This window comes from Stenotrophomonas rhizophila, assembly GCF_000661955.1.
Classification (GTDB): domain Bacteria; phylum Pseudomonadota; class Gammaproteobacteria; order Xanthomonadales; family Xanthomonadaceae; genus Stenotrophomonas; species Stenotrophomonas rhizophila.
Genome location: NZ_CP007597.1, coordinates 511,815 through 537,854 on the forward strand (window position 1 = coordinate 511,815; position 26,040 = coordinate 537,854).

General features: G+C 69.1%; 23 protein-coding genes. 9 read left to right on the plus strand and 14 right to left on the minus strand.

Features of this window, described 5'->3' with window-relative positions; translation table 11 throughout:
• Positions 1–164 precede the first annotated feature (164 nt).
• Both DX03_RS02130 and sppA read left to right on the plus strand, forming a co-directional pair.
• The gene (locus DX03_RS02130) at positions 165–1,535 is read left to right on the plus strand and encodes an MATE family efflux transporter (protein ID WP_038685965.1); all 1,371 of its coding nucleotides are present in this window, start codon (positions 165–167) and stop codon (positions 1,533–1,535) included.
• Positions 1,536–1,620: 85 nt separating this feature from the next.
• Positions 1,621–3,525, plus strand: a complete 1,905-nt coding sequence (gene sppA, locus DX03_RS02135; protein ID WP_038685967.1) for a signal peptide peptidase SppA — start codon at positions 1,621–1,623, stop codon at positions 3,523–3,525.
• 222 nt (positions 3,526–3,747) lie between these two features.
• Here the strand turns inward: sppA and DX03_RS02140 are convergent, their stop codons facing one another.
• Positions 3,748–3,978, minus strand: a complete 231-nt coding sequence (locus DX03_RS02140) for a hypothetical protein (protein ID WP_038685968.1) — start codon at positions 3,976–3,978, stop codon at positions 3,748–3,750.
• 161 nt (positions 3,979–4,139) lie between these two features.
• On the opposite strand from DX03_RS02140, the gene DX03_RS02145 reads away from it, so the two are divergent.
• On the plus strand, positions 4,140–4,916 hold the full coding sequence (locus DX03_RS02145; RefSeq protein ID WP_038691757.1) for an SDR family oxidoreductase: 777 nt from the start codon (positions 4,140–4,142) through the stop codon (positions 4,914–4,916).
• A gap of 75 nt (positions 4,917–4,991) precedes the next feature.
• On the opposite strand, the gene DX03_RS02150 is transcribed toward DX03_RS02145, so the two are convergent.
• The 9 genes from DX03_RS02150 to DX03_RS02190 form a co-directional block, all read right to left on the minus strand.
• Positions 4,992–5,759 carry a hypothetical protein gene (locus tag DX03_RS02150; protein WP_244880166.1) on the minus strand — a complete coding sequence of 256 codons (768 nt, stop codon included), beginning with the start codon at positions 5,757–5,759 and terminating at the stop codon, positions 4,992–4,994.
• Between the two features lie 53 nt (positions 5,760–5,812).
• Entirely contained in the window at positions 5,813–6,619 is an 807-nt protein-coding gene (locus DX03_RS02155) for a DUF4124 domain-containing protein (protein WP_244880167.1), read from the minus strand.
• 56 nt (positions 6,620–6,675) lie between these two features.
• Positions 6,676–7,236, minus strand: a complete 561-nt coding sequence (gene tsaC / locus DX03_RS02160; protein ID WP_038685970.1) for an L-threonylcarbamoyladenylate synthase type 1 TsaC — start codon at positions 7,234–7,236, stop codon at positions 6,676–6,678.
• A gap of 111 nt (positions 7,237–7,347) precedes the next feature.
• Positions 7,348–9,861, minus strand: coding sequence for a DNA topoisomerase I (locus DX03_RS02165; RefSeq protein WP_038685971.1), 2,514 nt, complete (start codon positions 9,859–9,861; stop codon positions 7,348–7,350).
• Positions 9,862–10,052: 191 nt separating this feature from the next.
• Positions 10,053–10,961, minus strand: a complete 909-nt coding sequence (locus tag DX03_RS02170; protein ID WP_038685973.1) for an RDD family protein — start codon at positions 10,959–10,961, stop codon at positions 10,053–10,055.
• A 44-nt stretch (positions 10,962–11,005) separates the two neighbouring features.
• The gene (locus tag DX03_RS02175; RefSeq protein ID WP_038691761.1) at positions 11,006–11,803 is read right to left on the minus strand and encodes a GYF domain-containing protein; all 798 of its coding nucleotides are present in this window, start codon (positions 11,801–11,803) and stop codon (positions 11,006–11,008) included.
• A 37-nt stretch (positions 11,804–11,840) separates the two neighbouring features.
• On the minus strand, positions 11,841–12,314 hold the full coding sequence (locus DX03_RS02180; protein WP_038685975.1) for a DUF494 family protein: 474 nt from the start codon (positions 12,312–12,314) through the stop codon (positions 11,841–11,843).
• Positions 12,315–12,356: 42 nt separating this feature from the next.
• A complete protein-coding gene (gene dprA, locus DX03_RS02185) occupies positions 12,357–13,499 on the minus strand; it encodes a DNA-processing protein DprA (RefSeq protein ID WP_038685977.1) in 1,143 nt (380 codons plus the stop codon).
• A 71-nt stretch (positions 13,500–13,570) separates the two neighbouring features.
• Positions 13,571–14,701, minus strand: a complete 1,131-nt coding sequence (locus DX03_RS02190) for a LysM peptidoglycan-binding domain-containing protein (RefSeq protein WP_038685979.1) — start codon at positions 14,699–14,701, stop codon at positions 13,571–13,573.
• 124 nt (positions 14,702–14,825) lie between these two features.
• On the opposite strand from DX03_RS02190, the gene def reads away from it, so the two are divergent.
• The 5 genes from def to DX03_RS02215 all read left to right on the plus strand — a co-directional run bounded on the left by def (position 14,826) and on the right by DX03_RS02215 (position 20,852).
• A complete protein-coding gene (def, locus tag DX03_RS02195; RefSeq protein ID WP_038685981.1) occupies positions 14,826–15,338 on the plus strand; it encodes a peptide deformylase in 513 nt (170 codons plus the stop codon).
• Positions 15,339–15,437: 99 nt separating this feature from the next.
• Entirely contained in the window at positions 15,438–16,361 is a 924-nt protein-coding gene (fmt, locus tag DX03_RS02200) for a methionyl-tRNA formyltransferase (protein WP_038685982.1), read from the plus strand.
• Position 16,362: 1 nt separating this feature from the next.
• Positions 16,363–17,703 carry a 16S rRNA (cytosine(967)-C(5))-methyltransferase RsmB gene (gene rsmB, locus DX03_RS02205; protein WP_038685984.1) on the plus strand — a complete coding sequence of 447 codons (1,341 nt, stop codon included), beginning with the start codon at positions 16,363–16,365 and terminating at the stop codon, positions 17,701–17,703.
• Positions 17,704–17,728: 25 nt separating this feature from the next.
• The gene (locus DX03_RS02210) at positions 17,729–19,453 is read left to right on the plus strand and encodes an ArnT family glycosyltransferase (protein ID WP_038685986.1); all 1,725 of its coding nucleotides are present in this window, start codon (positions 17,729–17,731) and stop codon (positions 19,451–19,453) included.
• A 124-nt stretch (positions 19,454–19,577) separates the two neighbouring features.
• Positions 19,578–20,852 (plus strand): O-antigen ligase family protein, encoded by a 1,275-nt coding sequence (locus DX03_RS02215; protein WP_038685987.1) that lies wholly within the window; start codon positions 19,578–19,580, stop codon positions 20,850–20,852.
• A 7-nt stretch (positions 20,853–20,859) separates the two neighbouring features.
• On the opposite strand, the gene DX03_RS02220 is transcribed toward DX03_RS02215, so the two are convergent.
• Both DX03_RS02220 and DX03_RS02225 read right to left on the minus strand, forming a co-directional pair.
• On the minus strand, positions 20,860–21,981 hold the full coding sequence (locus DX03_RS02220; RefSeq protein ID WP_038685988.1) for a glycosyltransferase: 1,122 nt from the start codon (positions 21,979–21,981) through the stop codon (positions 20,860–20,862).
• A 44-nt stretch (positions 21,982–22,025) separates the two neighbouring features.
• Entirely contained in the window at positions 22,026–22,844 is an 819-nt protein-coding gene (locus tag DX03_RS02225) for a glycosyltransferase family 2 protein (protein ID WP_038685990.1), read from the minus strand.
• Here DX03_RS02225 and DX03_RS02230 point away from each other — a divergent pair.
• The gene (locus DX03_RS02230; RefSeq protein ID WP_038685992.1) at positions 22,843–23,901 is read left to right on the plus strand and encodes a CDP-glycerol glycerophosphotransferase family protein; all 1,059 of its coding nucleotides are present in this window, start codon (positions 22,843–22,845) and stop codon (positions 23,899–23,901) included. The two genes, DX03_RS02225 and DX03_RS02230, sit on opposite strands and share 2 nt — an antisense overlap.
• Positions 23,902–23,927: 26 nt before the next feature.
• Here the strand turns inward: DX03_RS02230 and DX03_RS02235 are convergent, their stop codons facing one another.
• Positions 23,928–25,481 (minus strand): PH domain-containing protein, encoded by a 1,554-nt coding sequence (locus tag DX03_RS02235; protein ID WP_038685994.1) that lies wholly within the window; start codon positions 25,479–25,481, stop codon positions 23,928–23,930.
• Complete coding sequence (locus tag DX03_RS02240; RefSeq protein WP_081797123.1) at positions 25,478–26,011, minus strand: PH domain-containing protein; 534 nt, start codon at positions 26,009–26,011, stop codon at positions 25,478–25,480. Before DX03_RS02240 ends, DX03_RS02235 begins: the two co-directional genes overlap by 4 nt.
• Between the last annotated feature and the right edge of the window lie 29 nt (positions 26,012–26,040).

The window sequence follows — 26,040 nt, forward strand, 5'->3', positions numbered from 1 at the left end:
CGCCGCGCATCGCCAGGTGCGAGCGTGGCGGCGGCGCCATCGTGTCGCAAACCGCACATTCACCCCCGGTCGTGGGTTTTGCCGTGCCACGCGCGTAAGATGACCGGCCGCAACCCGGTGCCTGTGCCCTCCGCGCGCTGCCGCAGTTGCCGTACGTGATCCCCATGTCCATCGCTTCTCCTACGCCGCGCCTTTCCCAGGAAGTGCGCGCCACCGGCCTGCTCGCGCTGCCGCTGGTGCTGGGCCATGTTTCCACCGGCCTGATCTCCTTCGTCGACAACGTCATCGCCGGCCACCACGGCACCCAGACGCTGGCTGCCGTCACCATCGGCACCGCGCTGCTGTGGCTGCCGATGCTGATCCCGATCGGCACCCTGATCTCGCTCACCGCCTCGGTGTCGCAGCTGCATGGCGCTGGGCGTGAGCGCGAGATCGGCCCGCTGTTCCGCCAGGCACTGTGGCTGGCGCTCGGCCTGGGCCTGATCATGTTCACCTTCCTCACGGTGGTGCCGCCGCTGCTGCCGGCCTTCGGCATCGCCCCGGACATCGTGCCCGGTGCCACCGCGTTCCTGCATGCCGTGCGTTGGGGCGGTCCGGCGCTGACGCTGTACTTCTGCATGCGCTACCTCAGCGAGGGTATGCACTGGACGCTACCGACCATGATCCTGGGCTTCGGCGGCCTGGTGATCCTGGCGCCGCTGGGTTACATCCTCTGCTACGGCAAGTTCGGCTTCCCGGAAATGGGCGCCGAAGGGCTGGGTATCGCCTCGGCAACCATGATGTGGATCCAGGCGCTGTGCTTTGCCGGCTACCTGTGGAAAACCAAGCGGTTCGCGCACCTGCAGCTGTTCTCGCACTTCGAGCCGCCGCGCTGGGCCGCGATCTGGGACCTGCTGCGCACCGGCCTGCCGATCGGCATCACCGTGCTGATGGAAGGCGGGCTGTTCATCGTCACCGCGCTGCTGATCGGTCGCCTGGGGGCCACCGAAGCGGCCTCGCACCAGATCGCCATCAACGTGGCGCAGCTGTGCTTCATGATCCCGATGGGCGTGGCCGAAGCCACCACCGTGCGCGTGGGCCATGCGGTGGGCAGCGGCAACGGGCTGGGCGTGCGCCGGGCGGCGATTGCCGGGCTGGTGATCATCCTGGGCACCCAGACGCTGTCGGCCCTGGTGCTGCTGTTCGGCCATGACGCCATCGTCGGGGTGTACACCGCCGACATGGGCGTGGCCGCGCTGGCCTCCACGCTGCTGCTGTACGCCGCGGCGTTCCAGTTCCCCGATGGCGTGCAGGTGCTCTCGGCCGGCGCGCTGCGCGGGCTCAAGGACACCCGCGTGCCGATGTTCATCGCCATGTTCTCGTACTGGGGCCTGGGCATGCCGCTCGGTGCCGGTCTGGGCCTTGGCCTGGGCATGGGACCGCAGGGCATGTGGCTGGGCCTGATCCTGGGCCTGACCGCCGCCGCCATCCTGATGGCCTGGCGCCTGCGCGTCAGCAGCCGCCGGGTCGGCCTGGCGTTGCCGCCCGTCGCCTGACGACCCCCTTACTTGTGTCCGATGCCGGTCTGCCCGGCACCGGCTATGCTGGCATTACGGCAAGAAGCCAACTGGAGTTTTCCCCATGAACCAACCCGCGCGTCGCAATCCCGTCGCCAGCTTCTTCATCGGGCTGTGGGATGTGATGAACTTTACCCGCAGGCTGATCCTCAACCTGGTCTTCTTCGGCCTGCTGTTGTTGATCCTGATCCTGTTCGTCGTGGCGATGGGCAAGGGCGCCAGCTCTGGCAATGCATTGCAGGACCGCACCACCCTGGTGATCGCGCCGGAAGGCCGGCTGGTCGAGCAGTTCAGCGCCGACCCGGTCAGCCGCGCGCTGTCCAAGGCGATCGGTGACAACAGCGCCGAGGAAGTGCAGCTGCGCGACCTGATCCGCGCCCTCGACGCGGCCCGCACCGACAAGAAGATCGAGCGCGTGGTGCTGGAGCTGGACAAGCTGCAGCCCAGCGGCTTTGCCTCGATGCGTGAAGTGGCTGGCGCACTGCAGGAACTGCGCGCCGCCGGCAAGCAGGTGGTGGCCTTCAGCGAGAACATGAGCCAGTCGCAGTACCTGCTGGCCGCGCAGGCCGACGAGGTCTACCTGGACCCGATGGGCGGCGTGGTGCTGGAAGGCCTTGGCCGTTACCGCCAGTATTTCCGCACCGGCCTGCAGGACAAGCTGGGCGTGGACGTGCACCTGTTCAAGGTGGGCGAATACAAGTCCGCCGCCGAGCCGTACGTGCTCGACGCCGCCTCGCCGCAGGCCAAGGAAGCCGACCTGTTCTGGATGAACGATGTGTGGCAGCGCTACCTGGCCGACATCGCCAAGGCGCGCAAGCTTGACGCCGCGCAGCTGGCCGCCGGCATCGACACCATGCCCGAAGGGATCGCCGCCGCCGGTGGCGACCTGGCCAAGTTCGCCCTGCAGCAGAAGCTGGTGGACGGGCTGAAAACGCGCGAGGAAGTGGACGACCTGCTTACCGATCGCGGCGTTGCTGACGAAGACGCCGACGGCGGCTTCCGCAGCGTGAACCTCGATGCCTATCTGTCCGCGCTGGACAGCCGCCGCTCGCCGGTGGATTCGCGTCCGCAGGTAGCGGTGATCGTGGCCGCCGGTGAAATCGCCGGTGGCGACCTGCCGGCCGGTCGCGTGGGTGGCGTGTCGACCTCGGCCCTGCTGCGCGAAGCCCGCGACGACAAGGACGTGAAGGCGGTGGTGCTGCGCGTGGATTCGCCCGGCGGTGAAGTGTTCGCCTCCGAGCAGATCCGTCGCGAAGTGGTGGCGCTGAAGGCGGCCGGCAAGCCGGTGGTGGTGTCGATGGGCGACCTGGCTGCCTCCGGTGGTTACTGGATCAGCATGAACGCCGATCGGATCTACGCCGATCCGTCGACCATCACCGGGTCGATCGGCATCTTCGGCATGATCCCGAACGTGGCCCGTTCGCTGGACAAGATCGGCGTGCACACCGATGGCGTGGGCACCACGCGCTTCGCCGGCGCGTTCGACATGACCCGTCCGATGGACCCGGCCGTGGGCCAGGTGATCCAGTCGGTGATCAACAAGGGCTACGCCGATTTCACCGGCAAGGTGGCCGATGCACGCAACAAGCCGGTCGAGGCGGTCGATGAAGTCGCCCGCGGTCGCGTGTGGAGCGGTGCGCAGGCCAAGGAACGCGGTCTGGTCGACGAATTCGGTGGGCTCAAGGCTGCCGTCGCCGATGCGGCCAAGCGCGCCAAGCTGGGCGAGGTGGACAAGGTCCGCGTGCGCTACATCGAGAAGGGCGCCACGCCGTTCGCACAGTTCATGAGCGGCTTTGCCGGCAGCCACGCCGGTGCGTGGATGCTGGGCGAGTCGGGCATGGCGCGGCTGATGCTGGCCCGTTCGATGCCGGAGCTGGATACCCAGCTGCGCTTCGTCGAAGACGCGGCCCGCGATCCGCGCGGCAGCGCACCGGTGAAGGCACTGGCGTACTGCTTCTGCGGCTTCTGATGCGCTGACGCGCACGCGATGAAAAAACCCGGCCAAGGCCGGGTTTTTTTTGGTTCCAGACCCGGTAGAGCCACCCCATGGGTGGCTGCTCTCCGATCCGGCGCCACGCGCAGCCACCCATGGGGTGGCTCTACCGGTCTGATGCAGCGCCACGCGCAGCCACCCATGGGGTGGCTCTACCGGTGTGATGCAGCGCCATGGGCAGCCACCCGTGGGGTGGCTCTACCGGTCGGCGGGGGTGTCGTCGCTGGCGGCTTCGTCGGCGGCGCGGGTGTCCGGCGCCTTTTCCAGCAGGTCGCGTGCGGCCTTGGCCTTGTCCAGCGGCTGCTGGATGGTGTCGCGCAGTGCAGTGGCCTGCGGCTCCGGGGGTTTGTCCGGCGCCGGTGGAACCGGTCGGTTGCAGCCGGCCAGGGCCAGCAGCGCGGTCAGCGGCAGGACGACACGGATGTTCATGGCAAGCGCACCTTGATGGGCCGGGGAGGACAGTGTCGCACCGTCGCCGCCGGCGTGCATGCAGGGCGGACCGCGTGCAGGGGCTGCGCTATCCTGCGTCCAGCGCACCGCATGGTGCAGTGCGCAGCATCACGGGGCAGGGTCCCCCGCAGGAGAAACAGGTGAGCGCGCAACGTTGGCGATTGGATGGGCAGACCGCGTTGATTACCGGTGCAAGTGCCGGCATCGGACTGGCGATTGCCCGGGAGCTGGCCGGTTTCGGCGCGGACCTGTTGATCGTCGGGCGCGATCCCGACGCGCTGGAAATGGCCCGCGATGAACTGGTGGATGCCTTCCCCGACCGCGAGATCCATGGATTGGCCGCCGACGTCTCCGACGACGAAGACCGCCGCGAGATCCTCGACTGGGTCGAAGACCACAGCGATGGCCTGCACCTGCTGATCAACAACGCCGGCGGCAACATCACCAAGCCGGCCACCGAATACACCGAAGACGAATGGCGCGGCATCTTCGAGACCAACCTGTTCTCGGCTTTCGAGCTGTCGCGCTACGCGCACCCGCTGCTGGCCCGGCACGCCGCCTCGGCGATCGTCAACGTGGGCAGCGTGTCCGGTCTGACCCACGTGCGCAGCGGCGCGGTGTACGGCATGACCAAGGCGGCCATGCACCAGATGACCCGCAACCTGGCCGTGGAATGGGCCGAAGACGGTATCCGGGTCAACGCGGTGGCGCCGTGGTACATCCGCACCCGGCGCACGTCGGGCCCCCTGTCCGACCCGGACTACTACGAAGAAGTGATCGACCGCACCCCGATGCGGCGCATCGGCGAGCCCGAGGAAGTGGCGGCCGCGGTGGGGTTCCTGTGTCTGCCGGCGTCCAGTTATGTCACCGGCGAATGCATCGCGGTGGACGGCGGGTTCCTGCGGTACGGGTTCTGAGGCCGACCCACGTGGGATAGCGCAGCCGACCAACGGTCGGCTCTACCGGGATGGGATAGCGCAGCCGACCAACGGTTACGGGATGGGGCACTCGCTGCTGGCGAGGATGGCCTGCAGGCGTTCGCGTTCGGCCGCTGCCAGGGCCGCGTTTGCCGGCGTGGCGAAGCGCTCCCGTCCGCGCGCATCGCGGAAGCGCTGCTGCCAGCTGTTGCAGCGCTGTGCGTCGGCGATGGGCTCGCACGTGTCGCGGATCACTTCGCAACCGGCCGCGTTGAGCGGTGTGTTGCCGCCCAGGCCGGTGACGGTCATCAGTTCGCAGTGCGGCGGCGCCGGTTCGCGTTCGTGCAGGTAGCCGCCGCCGTCACGGCCCTGGCAGGCGTAGATCTCCGGCAGCGGCTGTTTGGCCACGGCGTCTGCTTCGGCCTGCTGCTCGGCCTGGCGGCGTACCACGTCGCTGTCCAGGATGGCCGTGCCCTCGGCCTCCACCGAGGTCTGCACATCGCCGGCCTGCAGCACTGGCAGCGGCGCGTGTGCCAGGGTGCCGGTGGCAATGGCCGGATCGGCGCTGGCTGGCACTGCGGCCGCCACCGGGGCGGGGGGCGGGGCCGCCGGTACGGCGTTGCTGGCCGGCGCGACGAAGCGCTGGATGCGCTGCTGGGTGCCCGGCGGGCAGGGTGCGTTCTGCACGGTGAGGCCGCCATCGGCGGCGGTGCACCGGAACAGCACCACGTCCTCGGCGTGCGCCGGGGCGGGCAGGCACAGCCACACCGCTAGCAGTGCCACGCCGCCGCGCGGCGCGACACGGCGCATCAAGGACGAAAGGGGCAGGGAATCGATGTGCATCAGGTCGTGGCAGCAAGCGGCAAGGCGTAGCGAAGTGCGCATTGAAGCACGTGCTAGCGGCAGTCGCGTTCCAGTCGCGCATCCACGCTGCGCTGCTCACGGTTGAGCGCGTCGCGTTGGCCCTGCAGCGCACTGTTGTACTGGCGCACCAGTTCCCAGTGACGGTCCTGCAGGCGCGCACAGACCTCCTGCTGCGGCAGGGCGTTGCACGCGTCGCGCACCAGCACGTTGCCGGTGGGCACCACGGTGTCGGTGTAGGTGCCGGGGTAGGCCTCGCGGTTGCCTTCCCAGTGCGTGCTGCCACTGCCCACGCTGAGGCTGCCGCCCACGTGCGGGCCGCCGCCGGAGATCGACAGCGAGCCGCCGCTGGCGCTCACCGAGCCCGATCCCGTGCCGGCCCCCATCGGGGCGATCGGCGGCAGGGGACGGGGCGGACGGCCGCCCCCGGGGGGGCGATGGCCGCCGCCATACGGCAGGTACACGCTGGTCCAGATCGGGACCCAGCGCGGATTGCCCTCGCCGCTGTCGCTGGTATAGCGGCTGCCGTCGTCGCGCACGCACTCGTACAACGGCTGTGGCGGCTGCACGTAGACGTGGCGCACCTCGCGCTGCGGCGCGGCTGGTGCAGGCGTGGCAGTAGGATCGCGGTCGCTGCGCACCACGCGCGGGGCGGGGTCGCGCGGACGTTGCATGTCGCGCACTTCCTGGCGCCCGTCGCGGCAGGGCGCATCCTGCAGCGACACCGCGCCGTTGCTGCCCACGCACCGGTACACGCGCACATTGCCGGCGTCCTGCGCGGCCAGTGGCGCGCTGGCGCAGCACAACAGCAGGGTCAGGCGCAGGGCGGTTGTTCGGTGCATGGGGCCAGTGTGCGGCTTTACCGGCAGCGGCGCAAAACAGCGGGCATGGGGGCTGCTCAGCTGCGCAGGATCTGCCCGCTGAGCGCGTCGCGGATCGGGGTGGGCTGGGCCAGGCCGCCGGTGTCGCCGTCGATCAGGCCATCCAGCAGTGGCAGCAGCGCGTGGTCCAGTTCGGTCCGGGTCCGGGCCGGTGGCTTGCCGGCCAGGTTGGCACTGGTGGATACCAGCGGACCGCCCCAGGCGCGGCACAACGCGGCCACCAACGGGTGCGCGCTGATGCGCACGGCAATACCGCTGTGCGCGCCGGTGATCCAGCGCGGTGCGCGCGGGCCGGCCGGCAGGATCCAGGTGTTCGCGCCGGGCCAGCTGGCCAGCACCACGGCCTGGCGTTGTGCCGGCAAGGCCTGCAGGCGCACCCAGTCGTCCAGCTGGGCCAGGTCGGCCGCTACCAGGATCATGCCTTTCTCGACCGGGCGCTGCTTGAGCTGCAGCAGCTTCATCACCGCCGCCTCATGGGCCGGATCACAGCCCAGGCCCCAGACCGCTTCGGTGGGGTACGCCACAACCCCGCCAGCGCGGAGCACGGGCAGGGCGGTATCCAGGGTGAGTTCGTTCATGGCGGCAACAGCGGGCGTGGGCATAGGCCCGCATTATCCGCCCGCGGCGTGGCAACCGGGTGATCCCCGCGCAGATCCACGCATGGCGTGGGCCTGCGCCGGTAGAGGCCCTCAGGCCTTCTTGGCGACCGTCTTCTTGGCAACCTTCTTGGCAACCTTCTTGGTGGCCGCTTTCTTGGTCGCGGTCTTCTTCGTTGCCGCCTTCTTGGTGGCCGCTTTCTTCGCCGGTGCCTTCTTGGCGGCGGCCTTCTTCGGCGCGGCCTCCTTCTTCACCGCGGCCTTCTTGGCGACCACTTTCTTGGCCGCCTTCTTGCCGAAGCCCTTGCGCACCGGCTTGCCGGTTTCTTCCATCAACTGCTGTACTTCAGCCAGGGTCAGCGACGCCGGCTCACGATCCTTGGGGATCTTGCCGTTCATCCTGCCATCGCTGATGTACGGGCCGAAGCGGCCGTTCAACACCTGGATGTCGCTGCCCTCGAACTCCTTGATGATCCGGTTGCGCGCGATCTCTTCCTTCTCTTCGATCAGGAACACCGCACGGGCCAGGTCGATCGTATAGGGGTCGTCTTCCTTCTTCAGCGAGGCATAGGTGCTGCCGCGCTTGGCGAACGGACCGAACCGGCCGATGCCGACGCTGACGTCCTCGTCCTTGTCCTGGCCGAGCGCACGCGGCATCAGGAACAGCTCCAGCGCGTCTTCCAGGGAAATGGTGTGCATCGACTGGCCCGGGCGCAGCGAGGCGAACTTGGGCTTGTCTTCGGCATCTTCGGCGGTGCTGCCGATGGCCGCGTACGGCCCGAAGCGGCCCAGCCGCACGCTGACCGGCTTGCCGGTCTTGGGGTCGGTGCCGAGCTCGCGCGCGCCACTGGCTTCGGCGCGATCGACCGACTCGTTCTTCTCTTCAACCAGCTTGCTGAAGGGATCCCAGAAGCGGGCCATCAGCGGAATCCAGTCTTCCTCGCCACGCGACACCGCATCGAGCTCGTCTTCCAGCTTGGCGGTGAAGTCGTAGTCCACGTACTGGGTGAAGTGGCTGGACAGAAACTTGGACACCGCACGGCCGACGTCGGACGGGCGGAAGCTGCGGCCTTCCATTTCCACGTACTTGCGGAACAACAGGGTCTGGATGATCGAGGCGTAGGTCGACGGGCGGCCGATGCCATATTCTTCCAACGCCTTGACCAGCGCCGCTTCGGTGAAGCGCGGCGGCGGCTGGGTGAAGTGCTGGTCGGCCACGATGCGGTCGAGCGGCACGCGGTCGCCGGGCTTCATCGCCGGCAGCTTGCGGCCTTCGTCGTCATCCTCGGCGCTCTTGGTGTCCTTGCCTTCTTCGTACACGGCCAGGAAGCCGGGCACCACCACGGTGGTGCCGCTGGCGCGGAACACGTGTTCGCTGCCGGCCGACAGGTCCACGCTCACGGTGTTGAGCGTGGCCGGGATCATCTGGCAGGCCACGGCCCGCTTCCAGATCAGTTCGTAGAGCTTGCGCTCGTCGTCGGTCAGGAAGCGCGACACCTGCGCCGGGGTCCGCAGGGCCGAGGTCGGGCGCACCGCTTCATGCGCTTCCTGGGCGTTCTTGGACTTGGTCTGGTAGGTGTTGGGCTGGTCGGGCAGCGAGGCGATGCCGTAATCGCGGGCAATCACGTCGCGGATCTCGGCCAGCGCATCCTGGGACAGGTTGACCGAGTCGGTACGCATGTACGAGATCAGGCCGACGGTGCCTTCTTCCTCGCCGATGGCCACACCTTCGTACAGCTTCTGCGCCACCTGCATGGTCTTGCGGGTGGTGAAGCCCAGCTTGCGCGAGGCCTCCTGCTGCAGCGTGGAGGTGGTGAACGGCGGGGCCGGGCGGCGCTTGCGCTCCTTGCTGGCCACGTCGGTGACATGCAGCGCGCCCTGCGCGGCCTGCTGGATGCGCAGGCGTGCGGCTTCGGCGGTATCGCCGTCAGTCACGGTGAACTGTTCGAACTTCTTGCCGTCCAGCTTGGTCAGGCGCGCGGTGAACGGCTGCGAGGGATGCGCGCAGGCGGCATCGATGCTCCAGTACTCGCGGGCGATGAACGCTTCGATCTCTTCCTCGCGCTCGACGATCATGCGCAGCGCCGGGCTCTGCACGCGGCCAGCGGACAGGCCGCGCTGCACCTTGCGCCACAGCACCGGGGAGAGGTTGAAGCCCACCAGGTAGTCCAGCGCGCGGCGTGCCTGCTGCGCATCGACCAGGTCGCCGGCGATCTCGCGCGGGTGGCCCATGGCTTCCTTGATGGCGCGCGGGGTGATCTCGGTGAAGACCACGCGCTGCATCGGCTTGTCCTTGACCAGCCCGCGTTCCTTCAGGATTTCGGCGATGTGCCAGCTGATCGCCTCACCCTCGCGATCCGGATCGGTGGCCAGGAAGATGTCGTCGGCGCCCTTGGCAGCCTTGACGATGGCATCGACGTGCTTTTCGTTCTTCTCGATGAGGTCGTACCGCATCGCGAAGTTGTTGTCGGGATCGACCGCGCCTTCCTTCGGCACCAGGTCGCGCACATGCCCATACGAGGCCAGGACGGTGTAGTCCTTGCCGAGGTATTTGTTGATCGTCTTGGCCTTGGCGGGCGATTCGACGATGAGCAGGTGCTTGGGCATGTCAGATTATTTCTGTGGGCAGCAGCCCGGGAGAGGGCGCTAGGGTGGAGCAAATGGCCGCATTAGTGAAGGGCAGCGGGCGATTTCCATAAACTGAACGCCCGGGTATGCGCCGGGCGTTCAGCTTTTCCTCTTATTAGAGGAATCACGACCGAGCCGCCCGTGTCAAGCGGCCCGGTGTGAGGGTGGGGTCAGGACATGGACGAGGCGATGACCCCGATCATGGCAATGCCGACGCCGATGGCGGCCACGGTGAGCAGGCCGGAAACCACCAGAATCACGATGGTGACGGTGCCCAGGGTCGGCTGCTGCAGGTGCTCGTTTTCGGTGTAGGCCCATTTGTCGACCACCACGGTGTCGCAGATCATGTCGTGCAGGGCCTGCTTGCGCTCGGTGAAGGCGGCCATGATGAAACCGATCATCAGGGTCAGGCTGCTCAGCAGGAAGCCGAAGTAGCGCCCGATGCCGCGACCCAGGGTGAGCCGTTCGCCATTGCCGCGCACCACCTTGATGCCCACGGCCATCTTGCCCAGGGTGGCGCCACCGGCCGAGGCATGGAAGCCGGCGTAGTAGGCCACGCCCAGCGCCAGGCCGGCCACCATCGCCAGCAGGCTCATCACCAGCGCCACCGACTCGTTGCCCGACACCGCGCCGATGCCGTTGAAGATCAGGCTGATCGGAATGTTGACCACGCTCACCACCACCGAGTCGAGGAAGTAGCTGGCATAGCGCTTCCAGAACCCGGCGTAGACCACGTTGCCGCCACCGACCACTGCCGCGTTGGCATAGCCACCGGCGGCCGGCGCGGTGTACGGCGAATGGGTGCCGCCACCGGTGCCCGGCAGCGGCGCGGTGCCGTTGTCGATGGCCGTGTAATCGCCGCGCAGGTCGAAACCGCTGCCCAGGTTCTCCGCAGCGCTGCTCAGGTTCTGCAGCTGCAGTTCGTCGACCGCCTCGGACAGCGGTTTCCACTGCGCAAAGCCCTCACGCCAGACCAGCGTGGTCAGGCTGATCTGCGCGCGCTGGAAACGCAGGCGCATCTCGTCGGCGGTCAACGGGCCCTGGCGTTCCTGGCCATCGGCGAAATACCACTCAGTCATTGCTTCAATCCCCTTTGGGTTCATCCATGGACATGCGTCCGTTGTCAGCCGCGGCAGTGCTGCGGCAGGTACTTGTCATCCGGCTCGCCGGTGCATTCCCACTGGTGCAGCTCCGGGTCGAAATCCAGCCACAGCAGTTTGCCGTCCAGGGCCGCCTTGGCGGGCACCGACAGCTCGGCTTCGATGCCGCAGTGGCTGTTGTCGAAGCGGCCGATCCGCACCGCCGACAGGTCGCCGCTGGCATAGCTTTCGGCCGGCTGGAACCCGTCGTCGTCATTGACCGGGCAGCGTCCGTGGGTCTGCACGAACTCGCTCACCTGCACCTTGATCGGGTCCAGTTCGGTGATGGCCTGCGCGGTCTTGGAGCGCAGCACATACTCCTGGTAGGCGGGCAGGGCGATGGCGGCAAGAATGCCGATGAGCACCACCAGCAGCACGCCGACGATGCCGGCCACGATGCCGGCGATGGCGCAGCCGGACAGACCCTGGCGCGGCGGTACCGGCGCGGCGGCCATCGCGGGCGCGGCAGCGGCCGTCACCGGTGGGGCCGTCACGGGCGGCACCGGGCCGGATGCGGGGCTGTCCAGGGGAATCTGCGGTGGCAGCGCAACGGCGGGCGTGTCGGTTTCGGCGGGTGGGTCGGTCACGGGCGCCGGTGGCGCGGCCAGTACCAGGCCGATCTCGTCGGCCACCTCGCGCAGCGGTTGCCACTGCGCCATGCCGTCGCGCCAGACCAGCGTATCGGCCGCAATGCGGCTGGACTGGTACAGCGCGATCAGTTCATCGGACGCCAGCGGCCCGCGCTGCTGGCGATTTCCTTCTGCATAGAACCACTGGCCCACGGCACGCTCCTGAATGCGCAAGGCACCCAGTGTACGGTCAGTGAAGCGGTTCCGGTTCGTCAATGAACATCTGCGTTTCCATCCAGGCGTAGGCGGCCTCGGACCCGGGCTGGTTGAACAGCACCATCAGCACCACCCATTTGAGGTCGTCCAGGTCCAGCTCGTCCTGGTCCAGGGCCATGGCGCGGTCCAGCACCAGCTCGCGCTGGTTGGCGTCCAGGATGCCGTGCTGCTCCAGGAACATCAGGAAGCCGCGGCCTTCAACGTCCAGCTTGTCCAGTTCCGGACCGTGGTAGATGCGCACCGGGCCATCGACCCGGGCCACGTTCACGGCCGGGCGCTGGTCGGCCAGGGCATCGAGCCAGTCGAACGCTTTCTTGATTTCGGTGGGGCTGAAGCCGGCCTGTATCAGGCTGTTCTGGAGGGTGTCGCGGTCACGGACGAGGTCCGGGTCCTCGCTGAAATAATGTTCGAACAGGTACAGCAGGACATCCAGAATGCTCTCTTTCATTGCCCCTCGGCCTGCGTCAACGACGCTGTGGAGGTGAAGAAACTAGGGTTTTCGACAGTAGCGGCCATAGGCGGCAACCACCTTTCCTTCCAGTTCCATGACCAGCAGCATGGCCGACAGCTGGGCCGTCGTCAATCCGCTGCGCTGGATCAGTGAATCCATACCCGTTGGGTTGTCATCCAGTGCCTGCCACAAGCGCTGGTAGTCCGGGTCGGGGAAGGAGGGGGCGCGCCGAGGCGCCGGTCGTGCCTGTTCAGTGGGGGCGTCCAGCCGGCTTCGCAAGGCCTGGCCCAGGGTGCCGGCCAGGGCGGTCAGCCCCGCGATCACTTCGTCGGGGTGCTCCACCAGCATCACGCCGTCGCGGATCAACCGGTGGCAGCCGCGCGCCCGCGGGTTGCGCACCGAGCCGGGCAGGGCAAAGACCTCGCGCCCGGCCTCGGCCGCCAGCCGGGCGGTGATCAGCGCCCCGGACCGCAGCGCCGCCTCGATCACCACCGTGCCCAGGCTGAGCCCGGCGATCAGCCGGTTGCGCGCGGGGAACTGGCCGGCCCTGGCGGCGGTGCCGGGCGGGTACTCGCTGACTACGGCGCCGCCCTCGGCGATCCGCGCCTGCAGGGCCGCATGGCGCGGCGGGTAGGTGCGGTCCAGGCCGGTGGCCACCACCGCCACCGTCAGGCCGCCCGGCACCCGCAACGCCGCCTCGTGGGCGCGCGCGTCCACCCCCGCGGCCAGCCCGCTGACCACCGCCAGCCCGCTGCGCGCGAACGCGGCGGCGAATTCGGCGGCCAGCTCCGCGCCGCTGGGCGACGGCGTGCGGCTGCCCACCACGGCAACCCCAGGGTGCCACAGCGTGGCCGGGTCGCCCTGCACGAACAGCACCAGTGGCGCCTGGGGATGGCGGCGCAGCAGCATCGGGTAGTCGTCGCTGTGGATCGGCACCAGGTGATGGCCGGGGTGGGCCGCCCAGTGGTGGGCCAGCGCCAGGGCCACCGGGTCGGGGCAGGCCAGCCGCGCGCATTGCTCGGGGGTGCAGCCATTGGCGCGCCAGCTGGATGGTCCGGCACGCAGGGCGAGGGCGGGATCGGCGTGGGCCTGCAGCAGGCGCCGCCGCGGTCGCAGCGGGCCGCCGGCCAGGACCAGGCGGAGCAGGGCGTCGCGGGTGTCAAGCGGGAGGGTTTCGCACATCCGCCAAGGCTAGGCCGCATACAGCGACGGCGCCCTGGGGCGCCGTCGGAGTAGTGCGTAGGGGTTTGCGTTTACTGAGCGTCAGGGTGCTTTGCCGCGTACCCCACCAGCACCGGCTTGACCCCCTGCATCACCAGCGCATAGCTGACCTTGTCGTAGGTGCGGAACACCATCGCATGGGCAGCGTACTCGTCGGGCAGGGAGAAGCGCCCGGCGCCGTCGGTGAGCGAGTCGTCCATCCGCGACGAACCGGGGTACTTCATCTTGTTGGCCACGTGCCGGCCCTGGCGCCACAGCGACACCACGGTGCCGTTGTCGATGCCGTCGGTGCTGCCGGCGGAAATGGCGATCACATCGCGCGGGCCACCGGACAGGAACATGTCGGTCACGGCCAGCACGCGGATATCCAGGCCTTCGGTCTGGGCAGCCGGAACGTGCGGGAAGAACTGCAGGTCGTACGGGTTGGCCTGCACCGGCACCAGGCGGTCGCCGTTGCGCACTTCCACGCCGCCCACCCCGGTCTGCAGGGCAATGGTGGTCACATCCACGTTGCCGGCGGCCACCTTGGTGACCGTGCCGACGTTGATCTGCGCCAACTCGTAGCCCAGCGTCTGGTTGCGCTTGCTGGGAACGAAGAAGTTCTTCCAGAGGTTGCCGCTGCCCGGGGTCACATCCCCGCTGGCGGTGAGGTCCTCGGTCGGCTTGGGCAGGGCGTAGCGCACGGTCGGGCGGACCACGGCCCAGCGCTGGCCCACTTCGGCGCCCTCAAGCCCGCGCACATAGGCGGTCTGGCCACTGGTGGCACGCAGGCGGTTGTCTTCCAGGCCCACCACGAACGGCAGCGACTTGACCTCGTCGACCACGCTCAGCTGCTTCAGGAAGGGTTCGACCTGGTCCAGTGGAATGCCGGTGACCGGCGCTTCCTGGCGCGGGCCGGGCTGGGCCACGACGCGATCCAGGTAGGCCAGGCTCAGCACGTCACCCGGGTAGATCAGGTGCGGGTTCTTGACCTGCGGATTGGCCTGCCAGATTTCCGGCCACAGCCACGGCTTCTTGAGGAAGCGCGCGGAAATGTCCCACAAAGTATCGCCCTTGCGGACGACGTAGGTATCCGGGTGCCCGCCATTCACTTCAACGGCGGTAGCATAGGTGGCAACGGTCAACATCGCCACGGCGACGACCGTACGAGTACGTTCAAACATAGGTGGTGCCTGATTCCCCAACAGGTTGCCGCACTATAGTCCAGAAACCGGGGCGCAGGGCAAGCGTTGGCGATAGAATTGCGACGTACGCCGCTTTGACCGGCGCCCCCTACCGGTATTTGCCATGGCTATCCTGCCCATTCTTGAGTTTCCCGATCCGCGCCTGCGCACCAAGGCCGCGTTGATCGACGCCGCCGAAGTGACCACGCCGGCGTTCCAGCAACTGCTCGACGACATGTTCCACACCATGTACGACGCCCCGGGCATCGGCCTGGCCGCCAGCCAGGTGGACGTGCACAAGCGCTTCATGGTCATCGACGTCAGTGAAGAGAAGGACACCCCGCGGGTGTTCATCAACCCGGAGATCGTCGCCAACGAGGGCGGCCAGGTCTACCAGGAAGGCTGCCTGTCGGTACCGGGCATCTTTGCCGACGTCACCCGTGCCAACCAGATCACCGTGCGCTTCCTGGATCGCCAGGGCCAGCCGCAGGAACTGACCACCGACGGCGTGCTGGCGGTGTGCATCCAGCATGAGATGGACCACCTGGACGGCAAGCTGTTCATCGATTACCTGTCCCCGCTGAAGCGCGAGATGGTGCGCAAGAAGCTGGCCAAGGCGCGCAAGCACGTTGCCTGAGATGCCCAAGGGCCGGGCCGCGCGGGCTGACCGCGGGCCGGGCCTGGTTGTGCGGCGCCGGCCACCGGCGCCGTTTTTCTTTCTGCAAGTGGGGTAGCCATGAAGATTGTCTTTGCCGGTACGCCGGAGTTCGCCGTGTCCTCGCTGCGCGTCGCCGCGCGCCACCATGAAGTGGTGGCCGTGTACACCCAGCCGGACCGCCCGGCCGGGCGTGGGCGCGGGCTGATGCCGTCGCCGGTGAAGCTGGAGGCGATCGCGCGTGGCATCCCGGTGTTCCAGCCCGAACACCTGAAAACCCCCGAAGCCCAGCAGCAGCTGCGCGACCTGCAGCCGGACCTGATGGTGGTGGTGGCCTACGGGCTGATCCTGCCCAAGGCCGTGCTGTCCATCCCCACCCACGGCTGCTGGAACGTGCATGCCTCGCTGCTGCCGCGCTGGCGCGGCGCCGCGCCGATCCAGCGTGCGATCCAGGCCGGCGACAGCGAAAGCGGCGTGTGCCTGATGCAGATGGAAGCGGGCCTGGACACCGGTCCGGTACTGCTCAAGCAGCACCTGGCCATCGGTGCCAACGACACCGGCGGCCAGCTGCATGACCGCCTGGCCGAGCTGGGCGCGCAGGTGCTGTCGGACGGGCTGGGCCTGTTGCGCGCCGGGATCAAGCCGATTGCCCAGCCGCAGCCGGAGGCGGGGGTGACCTACGCACACAAGCTGGACAAGGCCGAAGCCCGGCTGGACTGGGCGCAGGACGCGCAGGCACTGGAGCGCACCGTGCGCGCCTTCAACCCGTGGCCGATCGCCGAGGCCCTGCTGGCCGGCGAGCGCGTGCGCATCCACGGCGCGGTGGCGCTGCCGGACAACCAGGGCAAGGCCCCGGGCACCCTGCTGGCGGCCGCCCGCGAAGGCATCGACATCGCCTGCGGGCAGGGCGCACTGCGCCTGCGGGTACTGCAGCGCGAAGGCGGCAAGGCGATCACGGCCGCCGACTACCTCAACGCGCGCCGCGACCTGAGCGTGGGTGCCTGAGATGACCCAGCTCCAGCAGGACAAGCAGGCCCCGCAGCGTGCCGCCAGCGCCCCCGGCGTGCCCACCCGTGTACTGGCGGCCAAGGTGCTGGCCCAGGTAATCGGCCGCGGGCGCTCGCTCAAGGCCGAACTGGCCAAGGCACTGCCCACCCTGGACGACAGCCGCGACCGCGCCCTGCTGGAGGCGCTGTGCTTTGCGGTGCTGCGCCGCCGCGGTGCCTACGACGCTGCGTTGGCGCAGTGGATGCAACGCCCGCTCGGCGTGCGCGAAGACGAGCTGCGCGCGCTGTTGCTGGTGGGCTTTGCCCAGCTGGACGCGCTTGAGCTGCCCGCCCATGCGGCGCTGTCGGCCACCGTGGACGCCGCCCGCGCCATGGGCCGCGACCGCCAGGCCGGCATGGTCAACGCGCTGCTGCGCCGTGCCCAGCGCGACGGCATTCCGGCCCAGCCGGCGCGCGCTGCGTTCCCGGACTGGCTGGCCGGCATGATCGAGCAGGACTGGCCGGAGCAGGCCGAGGACGTGTTCGCCGCCAGCCTGCAGCCCGCGCCGCTGTGGCTGCGGGTGAACCGTCAGCACGGCAGCCGCGAGGCGGTGCTGGAACAGCTGGCTGCGGCCGCCATCGAGGCCGAGGCGTCGCCGCTGTGCAGCGATGCGATCCGCCTGCCGGTGCCCGTGCCGGTGGCCGCGCTGCCGGGGTTCGCCGCCGGCGCGTTGTCGGTGCAGGACCTGTCGGCGCAGCAGGTGGCCGATGCCCTGGCCCCGCGCCCCGGTGCACGCGTGCTGGACGCCTGCGCCGCACCGGGCGGCAAGGCCGCGCACCTGCTGGAACGTGATCCCAGCCTGCAGCTGCTGGCACTGGACATCGACCCGCGGCGGCTCAAGCGCATCAGCGAGACCTTTGCCCGTACTGGCGTGGGCGCGCAGGCGCGGGTGCTGGCGGCCGACGCCGCCGCGCCGGACAGCTGGTGGGACGGGCAGCCGTTCGACTGCATCCTGCTGGATGCGCCGTGCTCGGCCACCGGCATCATCCGCCGCCAGCCGGACGTGCTGGTGCACCGCCGCCCGGCCGATATCGAGGCCCTGGTGGCGCTGCAGGCCCGCCTGCTGGATGCGTGCTTCCGCATGCTGGCCCCGGGCGGGACCCTGCTGTATGCGACATGCTCGATCCTGCGGGAAGAGAACCAGTTCCAGATCGAGTCCTTCCTGCAGCGCACCCCCCGCGCAGGCTTCCTGCCGTTGGGTGAGGCCTTCGGCCACGACTCCTGGGCCGGCCGCCAGCGCCTGCCCGGTGAAGAGGGTGCAGACGGATTCTTCTATGCGCGTCTGCTAAAAAAGGGCTGATACCCCGCCGCTGGACCCGCGTCATATGTTGAAAAACCCTGCCAGACGCGAGTTCTGGCTGCTTGCCACGATGGCCCTGCTGGTGCTCGGCGCCGGCCTGGGCCTGCGCGACCCCTGGCCGTCGGACGAGCCGCGCTTTGCGCTGGTGGCCAAGCAGATGGTGCTCAGCGGCGATTGGCTGTTCCCGCACCGTGGCACCGAGTTGTACTCGGACAAGCCGCCGATGCTGATGTGGGCGCAGGCCGCGCTCTACAGCGTGTTCGGCAACTGGCGGGTGGCGTTCCTGCTGCCGTCGCTGCTGGCCGCACTGGGCACGCTGGCCTGCGTGTACGACCTGGGCCGCCGGCTGTGGACCCGCCGGGTGGGCCTGTACGCGGCCTGGGCACTGTTGTTTGCGGTGCATTTCACCTTCCAGGCCAAGAAGGCGCAGATCGATCCGCTGGTGGTGTTCTTCATCACCCTGGCCAACTACGGCCTGCTGCGGCACCTGCTGTGCGGGCAGGCGTGGCGGTGGTGGTGGCTGGGCTGGTTCGCCGCCGGGCTGGGCGTGATCACCAAGGGCGTGGGCGTGCTGGCGCTGCTGATGGTGCTGCCGGCGGCCGTGGCCTCGCTGCTGGGCTGGCCGCGGGTTCGCCTGCACGTGCGCGACTGGCGCTTCTGGCTGGCCCCGCTGGCCTTCGTGCTGGCGGTGGCGCTGTGGCTGGTGCCGATGGTGCTGGCCGCCACGTCCAGCGGCTCGGTGGAATACCGGGCCTACATGAACGACATCCTGTTCCGGCAGACCGCCAAGCGGTACGCGCAGTCGTGGGACCACCACCAGCCGTGGTGGTATTTTCTGGCCACCATGCCGTCGATGTGGCTCCCCGCGATCCTGGTGGTGCCCTGGGCGATCCCGGCCTGGTGGCGCCGGCTGCGCCGCCGCGATCCGCGCTACCTGGTGCTGCTGGGCTGGTGGCTGCTGATCGTGCTGTTCTTCTCGATCCCGCACGGCAAGCGCGATGTGTACATCCTGCCGGCGCTGCCGATGTTCTGCCTGGCGCTGGCCCCGCTGCTGCCGGGCTTGCTGCGGCGGCGTGACGTGCAGTGGCTGCTGGGCGCGTTCAACGCCGTGCTGGTGCTGGCCCTGCTGGGCGCAGGCATTGCCATGCTCGTCGGCCAGCCCGGCTTTGAAAGCCGGTTGATCCTGCAGCGCGGCATCGACACGTCGGTGACCGCAGCGCTGGGCTGGATCGGCGTGGCGCTGGGCGCCTGGGGCATGGCCAGCCTGTGCTTCAGCGGCCCGCGGCGACGCCATGTGGCCGTGCTGTCCACCCTGGCGATGGTCTGGGTGGCGTACGGGCTGGTGGGCTACCCGCTGTTCAACGACTCCAGCTCGGCCCGTGGGTTGATGCAGCAGGCCGGGCAGCGCATCGGCGCCGACGCGCAGCTGGGGCTGGTGGGGTGGAAGGAACAGAACCTGCTCATGGCCGACCGCCCCGCGACCACCTTTGGCTTCAAACGCCGTTGGTACAGTCAGTTGCAGGACGGCGTGGCCTGGCAGGCGCAGGCGCCACAGCAGCGCTGGCTGCTGGTACAGGAAGCGGCCGTGCTGGACTGCATCGATCGCAACCGTGCCGAACGGGTGGGCGTGGCCAATCGCCGTGGCTGGTGGCTGGTACCGGCCGACGCCGTGGTCGGCCCGTGCCGGCCCAGTGCCCGTGAACTGGCACGGATCACCCTGGAACAAGGCCGGGAGGCGCCGGAGGAGTGATGGGACTCTCATGGATCATTACGGGACGATCAGCGACAATGCCGCCTGCTCGCCCGATCCTGGAATGGAGGCCGGTGAACCCGTTCCTCTTCCGTCATTACGCCGCATTGCCCAGATCGTGACCATGTCTCCACTCCGTCCTGCCCGCGCCAACCTTGCCTTGGCATGGGCCTTCACGATCGCGGTCGGGTTGTCCCCGGTGCTGCTGATGTCGACCCTGGACGGTGGCAGCGCGGGCTATTACCTGCTGGTCCTGCTGAGCATCATCGTGCTGTTCGTGGTGCGCCCGGCCGCGCCCGGGCAGGTCTGGTGCGACAACCGCCGCGAATATGTGTGGATGGGCGTGGGCGTGGCGGTGATGCTGATCGGCGTGCTGACCAGCCTGCTGGTGCACGGCCTGTGGAAGGGCTCGGAGGTGGAAAAGGCCTCGCGTTTCCTGACCGTGCTGCTGATCCTGGCCGCCGCGCTGCGGATTCCGCGCCCGATTCTGGCCCATGGTCTGTTCGGCCTGTTGCTGGGCATCTGGTATGCGGTGATCAACGTCGGCTGGCTGGTGTTGAGCACCGGCGGACGCCCGGCCACCCGCCAGTTCAACACGGTGACCTACGGCAACCTGACGCTGCTGTTTTCGATGCTGGCGCTGCTGCTGCTGGGCTACCGCATTACCCGTTTCAAGCGCACCGAGTTCGCGCTGAAACTGATCACCGGTGTGGCCGGGCTGGGCGCGTTCCTGGCCACCCAGACCCGCGGCGGCCTGTTGGCGGTGCCGGTGCTGGTGTTCATCGCACTGCTGGTGCAGGGGCGCCGGCTCAACCGTTACAAGGCCTGGGCCGGTGCGTTGCTGCTCGGCGCGGTGGGCCTGATCGTGCTCAGCGACAGCACCCTGCGCGAGCGCATCCACCTGGGCGTGAACGAATTCGAAGAGTGCCAGGTGACCCACCTGGCCGATACGTCGGTGTGCATCCGGCTGCAGCTGTGGAGTGCGGCGGGGCACATGATCCAGAGCGAGCCGGTGTTCGGCATCGGCGGGGGTGACCGCTTCCGCGAAGAACTGCGCAGCCTGGCCGAAGCCCGCCAGGTGTCGCCCACCGTGGCACGTGACTATGGCGAAACCCACAACGACCTGCTGTATTTCCTGGCCACCTACGGCGTGCTGGGCGGGTTGGGGCTGGTGCTGCTGTACGCCGCGCCGGGCTGGGTGCTGCTGCGCCGGCTGTGGCGCGAGGACGACGCCGGCCGCCTGTTCGCCGGTGCCGGGGTGATGATCTGCGCCAGCTACCTGGTGTTCGGCATCACCGAGATGATGTTCCGCGACATGCGCTCGGCGTCGTTCTACGCCACCTGGGTGGCGGTGTTCCTGGCCCTGTCCGACCCGGCGCGCAGGCGCCAGGCGGACTGACCCCGGTTCAACCGCCCTGCAGGGCGGCGTCGTAGCTGGCTTCGGTCAGGCCAGTGAACGTGTCCAGGCCGAACTCGCGCACGGCACGCTGGCGCGCGGCCACGCCGATCCGGGCCAGGTCGTGGCGCTGTGCATACAGCCGGGCCACCTGGGCGGCGATCGCGGGAATGTTGCGCACCGGCACGATCCAGCCATCCTGGTCGTGGTCGATGTTCTCCGGCAGGCCGGCGTAGTCGCTGACCATCACCGGCTTGCCCATCGCCATCATTTCGCGGCAGGCGAAGGAGATGGTCTCCACGTCGTGGGACAGCACGAAGCCCGCATCACCGCTGGCCACGAACGGCCGGATGTCCTCCAGCAGGCCGGGCAGGTGGACCTGCGCGCCCAGGCCCAGCGCGGCCACCCGTGCCAGCAGCCGCGGCTCCGCGTCGCGGCCGGCCACGGCCACGTGGATGTGGCTGCGGATCGGCTCGGGCAGCGTGGCCACGGCCTCGACCAGATCGATCCAGCCCTTGTGACCGTCGGTGCCGGCATTGCTCACCATCACCAACGCATCGGGATCGGTGGTCCAGCGGGCACGCAGGACCGCGCCGGCGGACGCATCGACCGGCGCGAAGCGCGCCAGGTCCACGCCATTGCGCACCACGTCGATCGGGCAGCGCCGGTAGGGGCTGTCCAGCAGCATCTGGCGGGTATGGGCGGACACCGCGATCACCCGGTCCGTACCCCAGCGTGCACGCAGGGTGTTGCCGAACGTGTTGCTGGGCTTGCTGTTGTGCTTGGTGAACACCAGCTTGGGCCGATGGGCCAGGCCAGCCACCGCTTCCATCATCACCCGATGGTCGCGCGCGCCGTTGGCATGCACGATGTCGATCCGGTGCTGCTGGACCAGGTGGCGCAGGCGGCGCATGTCGGCCCATTGCTGGGGCAGCGTGGGCAGGCCACTGCTGAAGGCGATGTCCAGCGGTTCGGCGATGCCTTCGTCGCGGACCACGCGCAGCACGCGGCTGTTGTCCGGGGCGGCCATGAACAGCTGGTGGCGCGCCGACAGCGCGCGTGCCAGCGACACCAGGTAGGTGGTGTGGCCGCCGCCGTCGCCGGAATGGAAGTTGGTGTAGAGGATCTTCATGGAGGTCTTCGATCAAACGCGCATGAAGTCTGCCACAGCAGCGCTCATGCGGCGTCGCTGTGGCGCGGCGGGTCGCTTACCGGCTGTCCGTGCTGCAGCATCCACAACATGATCGTCTTCTGGCGCACGTAGTTGGCGCGCACGTAGGCATACACCAGCCCGTGCCAGCCATCGCGGAAGCCGCCGCGCAACAGCAGCCCGCGCCAGAACCGCCACGCGGGGGCCAGGACCAGCTTGGCCAGGGTGGCGCGCTTGCCGCGTGCGAACTCGTGCTCGGCCATCATCCGCGCGTAGCGCTGGGTCTTGCTCAACTGCTGTTCCAGCGAGCGGTACGGGTAGTGGATCAGGTCGCCGCGCAGCACGCCCACGCTGCCGTCGACGCTGGCCGCTTCGTGGATCTCGCGCTTGCCGCGCCAGCCGCCGTGGCGGCGGTCGAACAGGCGCAGCACGCGGTCCGGATAGGCGTTGCCGTGGCGCAGGAACTTGCCGAAGTACTCGGACAGACGCGCGAAACGGTAGCCATGGTGGCCGGCAAAGCCGCTCGCCTGGGCAGCCAGGATGGCCGCGCGCAGGTCGTCGCTGATGCGTTCGTCGGCATCCAGGCACAGCACCCAGTCGTGGCTGGCCTGTTCAACGCAGAACGCCTTCTGGCTGCGGAAGCCGTCGAACGCGCGCTGCAGCACGGTGGCTCCGGCGGCGCGGGCGATGGCCACCGTGGCATCGGTGGAATGGGAGTCCACGACGATGATCTCGTCGCAGAAGGCCAGCGAGGCCAGGCAGTCGCCGATGCGGTCGGCTTCATTGAACGCGATAATGCAGGCCGAGATGCGAGGCCGTTCAGTGGGAGCGGTCGTGGAGGACATGATGGCCGAGTACCTGCTGTTTGCGACGGAGCGTTATGCGCTGCCCATTCTCGCCCCTCTGGCCCAGGCGTTGCACGCGTCCGGGCAATCGGTGTCGGCCTGGTTCGCCGATGGCGCCGCCGGGGGCAGCCTGCCGGGGGTGCCCAACGTGGACCTCACGCAGGCGCTGGCGCTGCGCCCGCGTGCGGTGTTCAGCGCCGCCAACTGGGTGCCGCCGTTCATCGCCGGGGCCAAGGTGCAGGTCTTCCATGGCTTCAATGTGCAGAAGCGCGACAGCGCGCGCGGCCATTTCCGCGTGCGGGGCCTGTTCGACCTGTACTGCACGCAGGGGCCGGCGACGACGGAGCCGTTCCGTGACCTGGCCGAACGCCAGGGCCATTTCGCCGTGGCGCAGACCGGCTGGCCGAAGCTGGACCCGCTGTTCCGCGACGACGGGGGCGCCAGCGCGGCGCTGCGGGCGCCTGCCGCTGGCCGCCCGGTGATCCTGTTCGGCTCCACCTTCACCGAACGCCTGAGTGCGGCGCCGCATCTGTACGAGCACATCGCCGCCGACATCGCGCGCGGTGAGCGCTACTGGCTGCTGACCCTGCATCCCAAGTGCAGCGAAGAAATGTTTGCACGCTACCGCGCGCTGGCCGGCGACAACGCCGCCTTCATCGAGCCCGAGCAGGTGATGGCCGCGCAGCGTGCCGCCGACGTGCTGGTGTCGGACACCTCCTCGATCGTGTCCGAGTTCGTGGTGCAGTACAAACCGGTGGTGACCTTCCGCAACCGCGTGCCGCAGCCGCACATGATCGACTTCGACGACGCCACCCAGCTACCGGCGATGCTGGACCGCGCGCTGTCGCCCGAGCCGGCACTGGTGGCGCAGATCCAGCAGTATGCCGACAGCATCCACCCGTACCGCGACGGGTATTCCAGCGAGCGGGTGATCGCGGCCACGGAGGATTTCCTGGCCGGGGAACTCGGGACGCTCAAGCGCAAACCGTTCGGCGCGTGGACGCGCGGCCTGCAGATCCGGCGTGACCTGGGGTATTGGGGGCCGTCGAAGCGGTAGAGCCGACCGTTGGTCGGCTGCGTCGATTACCAGCGCAGGCGGCGCTGCGCCAACGCCGCGCTCAACCGCGCATGCACCGCGCGCGCCTCGGCGTCGGGCAGGTAGCGCAGGCACAAGGCCACGCTGCCGCTGGCACCGGCGGTATCCAGCCACACGCTGGCGGTCCCCAGCAGGCGGTCCAGCGGCGAACGGCTCAGGCGCAGCACCTGCAGTTTGTCCAGCTCGGCGAACCGCCACCAACGCTGCCACCAGCCCCCGCGCACGGCCACGTACTGGTCGTCCAGGTGATAGCCCATGCGTGCCATCTGGCGATGCGCGCGGAAGGCCGACCACGGCAGCCACAGCAGGATCACGGCCGCCCACGGCACCTCGTTCCACATGCCTGCCGCGGCCACCAGCGGTACCCACACCGCGGTACCCAGGCTCAGCCGCCACCAGCCGCGCTGCTGCACCGGTTGCCAGTGTGCGGGCGGCCACTGCACCTGCGGCAGCAGGTGCTGCACCAGGGCGTCGGCCGCCTCTGGGGTGGCCAGTGGGGCCAGTTCGCGCAGGTCGCGGCGCTGGTTCTCTTCGGACACCCCGGCGGCAATGTCGATGCGTAGATGGCGACGCCCGGCCCAGCGCTGCAAGGGGCTTTCGCGCAGCGTCCAGGCCTGGATGCGACGCCGCGCCACGCTGCTGCGCAGGCGCGTGAGCAGGCCGCTGACCACGGTGAGCCGACGTTCCTGTTCGCTCAACTGGAAGCCGTGATAACGCAACAGCGCCAGCACCACCGAAAATACGCGCAGCAGCACCCAGAACGCGGCCGCGGCGACCAGCGCCGCCACCGCCCACACCCAGGTGGCCGGATGCAGACCATTGGCGTAGCCCAGCGCCTGACGCCCGCCTTCTTCAATCGCGTCGGTCACGGTGCCATCGGGGAACAGCTGGAACGAGGCGCCCACGGCGGCGAGCACCACCACCCAGCCGCGGTTGGACAGCAGGCCGATGCGCACCACCTCCGGCGTGCTCAGCTGCAGCAGCACGCCATCGTCCACCGGCGGCGTGACCTCGTCTGCATCCAGATCGGCATCCGTGGTCGCCGGGGGCGCCACGACCGCCTGGCCGCGGTGCCGCACCAGCTGTTCCAGCGCCAATGCCTGGGACAGCTTGAGCACGCGCATTTCCGCCTCGGGCCGGGCGCCGCCGGCCGATTCCAGGCGCAGTTCGGCCACCCCGAACAGGCGATGCAGCGGGTTCTGGTGCACCACCACGTTGTGGATGCGCGCGAACGGAATCTCGCGCCGGTTGCGCGACACCACCCCGCTGCGCACGCTGATGGCGTCGCGGCCGATCCGGTAACGGTAGGTCAGGTACTGCAGCACCGAGGTGCCCACCAGCACCACGATCACCACCAATGCGGCCAGGTAGGACCACATCTGATCGCGATCGCCGCGGTTGCCGAACACCAGCAGCGCCACCAGCGGCAGCAGGAACTGGCGCAGCTGCATCAGCAGCACGAACAGCCATGACCACCGATGCAGGCGCTGCTCTGGCGGCGCCTCGTTCAACGCGGCCTCTGTCGGGGACGGGCGGCTCACAGGGCGTCGTCGTCGCGGTCGAGCTGGTGGGCCAGGGTGTCGCGCAGGCGTTCGGCATCCTCGCCATCCAGCCCGCTCAGGCTCACCGCGCTGAAGCGGCTGCCGGCGGTGTGCACCACCAGCGTGGCCAGCCGTGCGCTGCGTTCGATCGGCCCCCGGCGCAGGTCCAGGTGCTGCACGCGCGAGATCGGCACGCGGGTCTCCTGCTGCCACATCAGGTCGCGGCGCACGCCCAGGCCTTGCGCGTCGAGCCGCCAGAACGTGCGGCGCTGGCGGCGGTAACCAATGGCCGCGCCGATGGCCGCACCCAGCACCAGCATGCCGGCCACGCCCAGCCAGCGCAGCGGCAGGTCCAGCAGCACCCAGGCCGTGCCGAGCCCGCCGCCAATCAGGACGGTGCCGGTGATGGCCCCGGCCACCGCCGCGATGGCGGCGGCACGCCGGGGCAACGCCTGCCAGTCAGGGCTGGACGGCAGCGGCGGCAGCGGCGGCGGAGAGGGAATGGCAGGGGTGTCGATGGCGTCGGACAAGGCAGGGCGCTCGGCAAGGGAGATGCCGG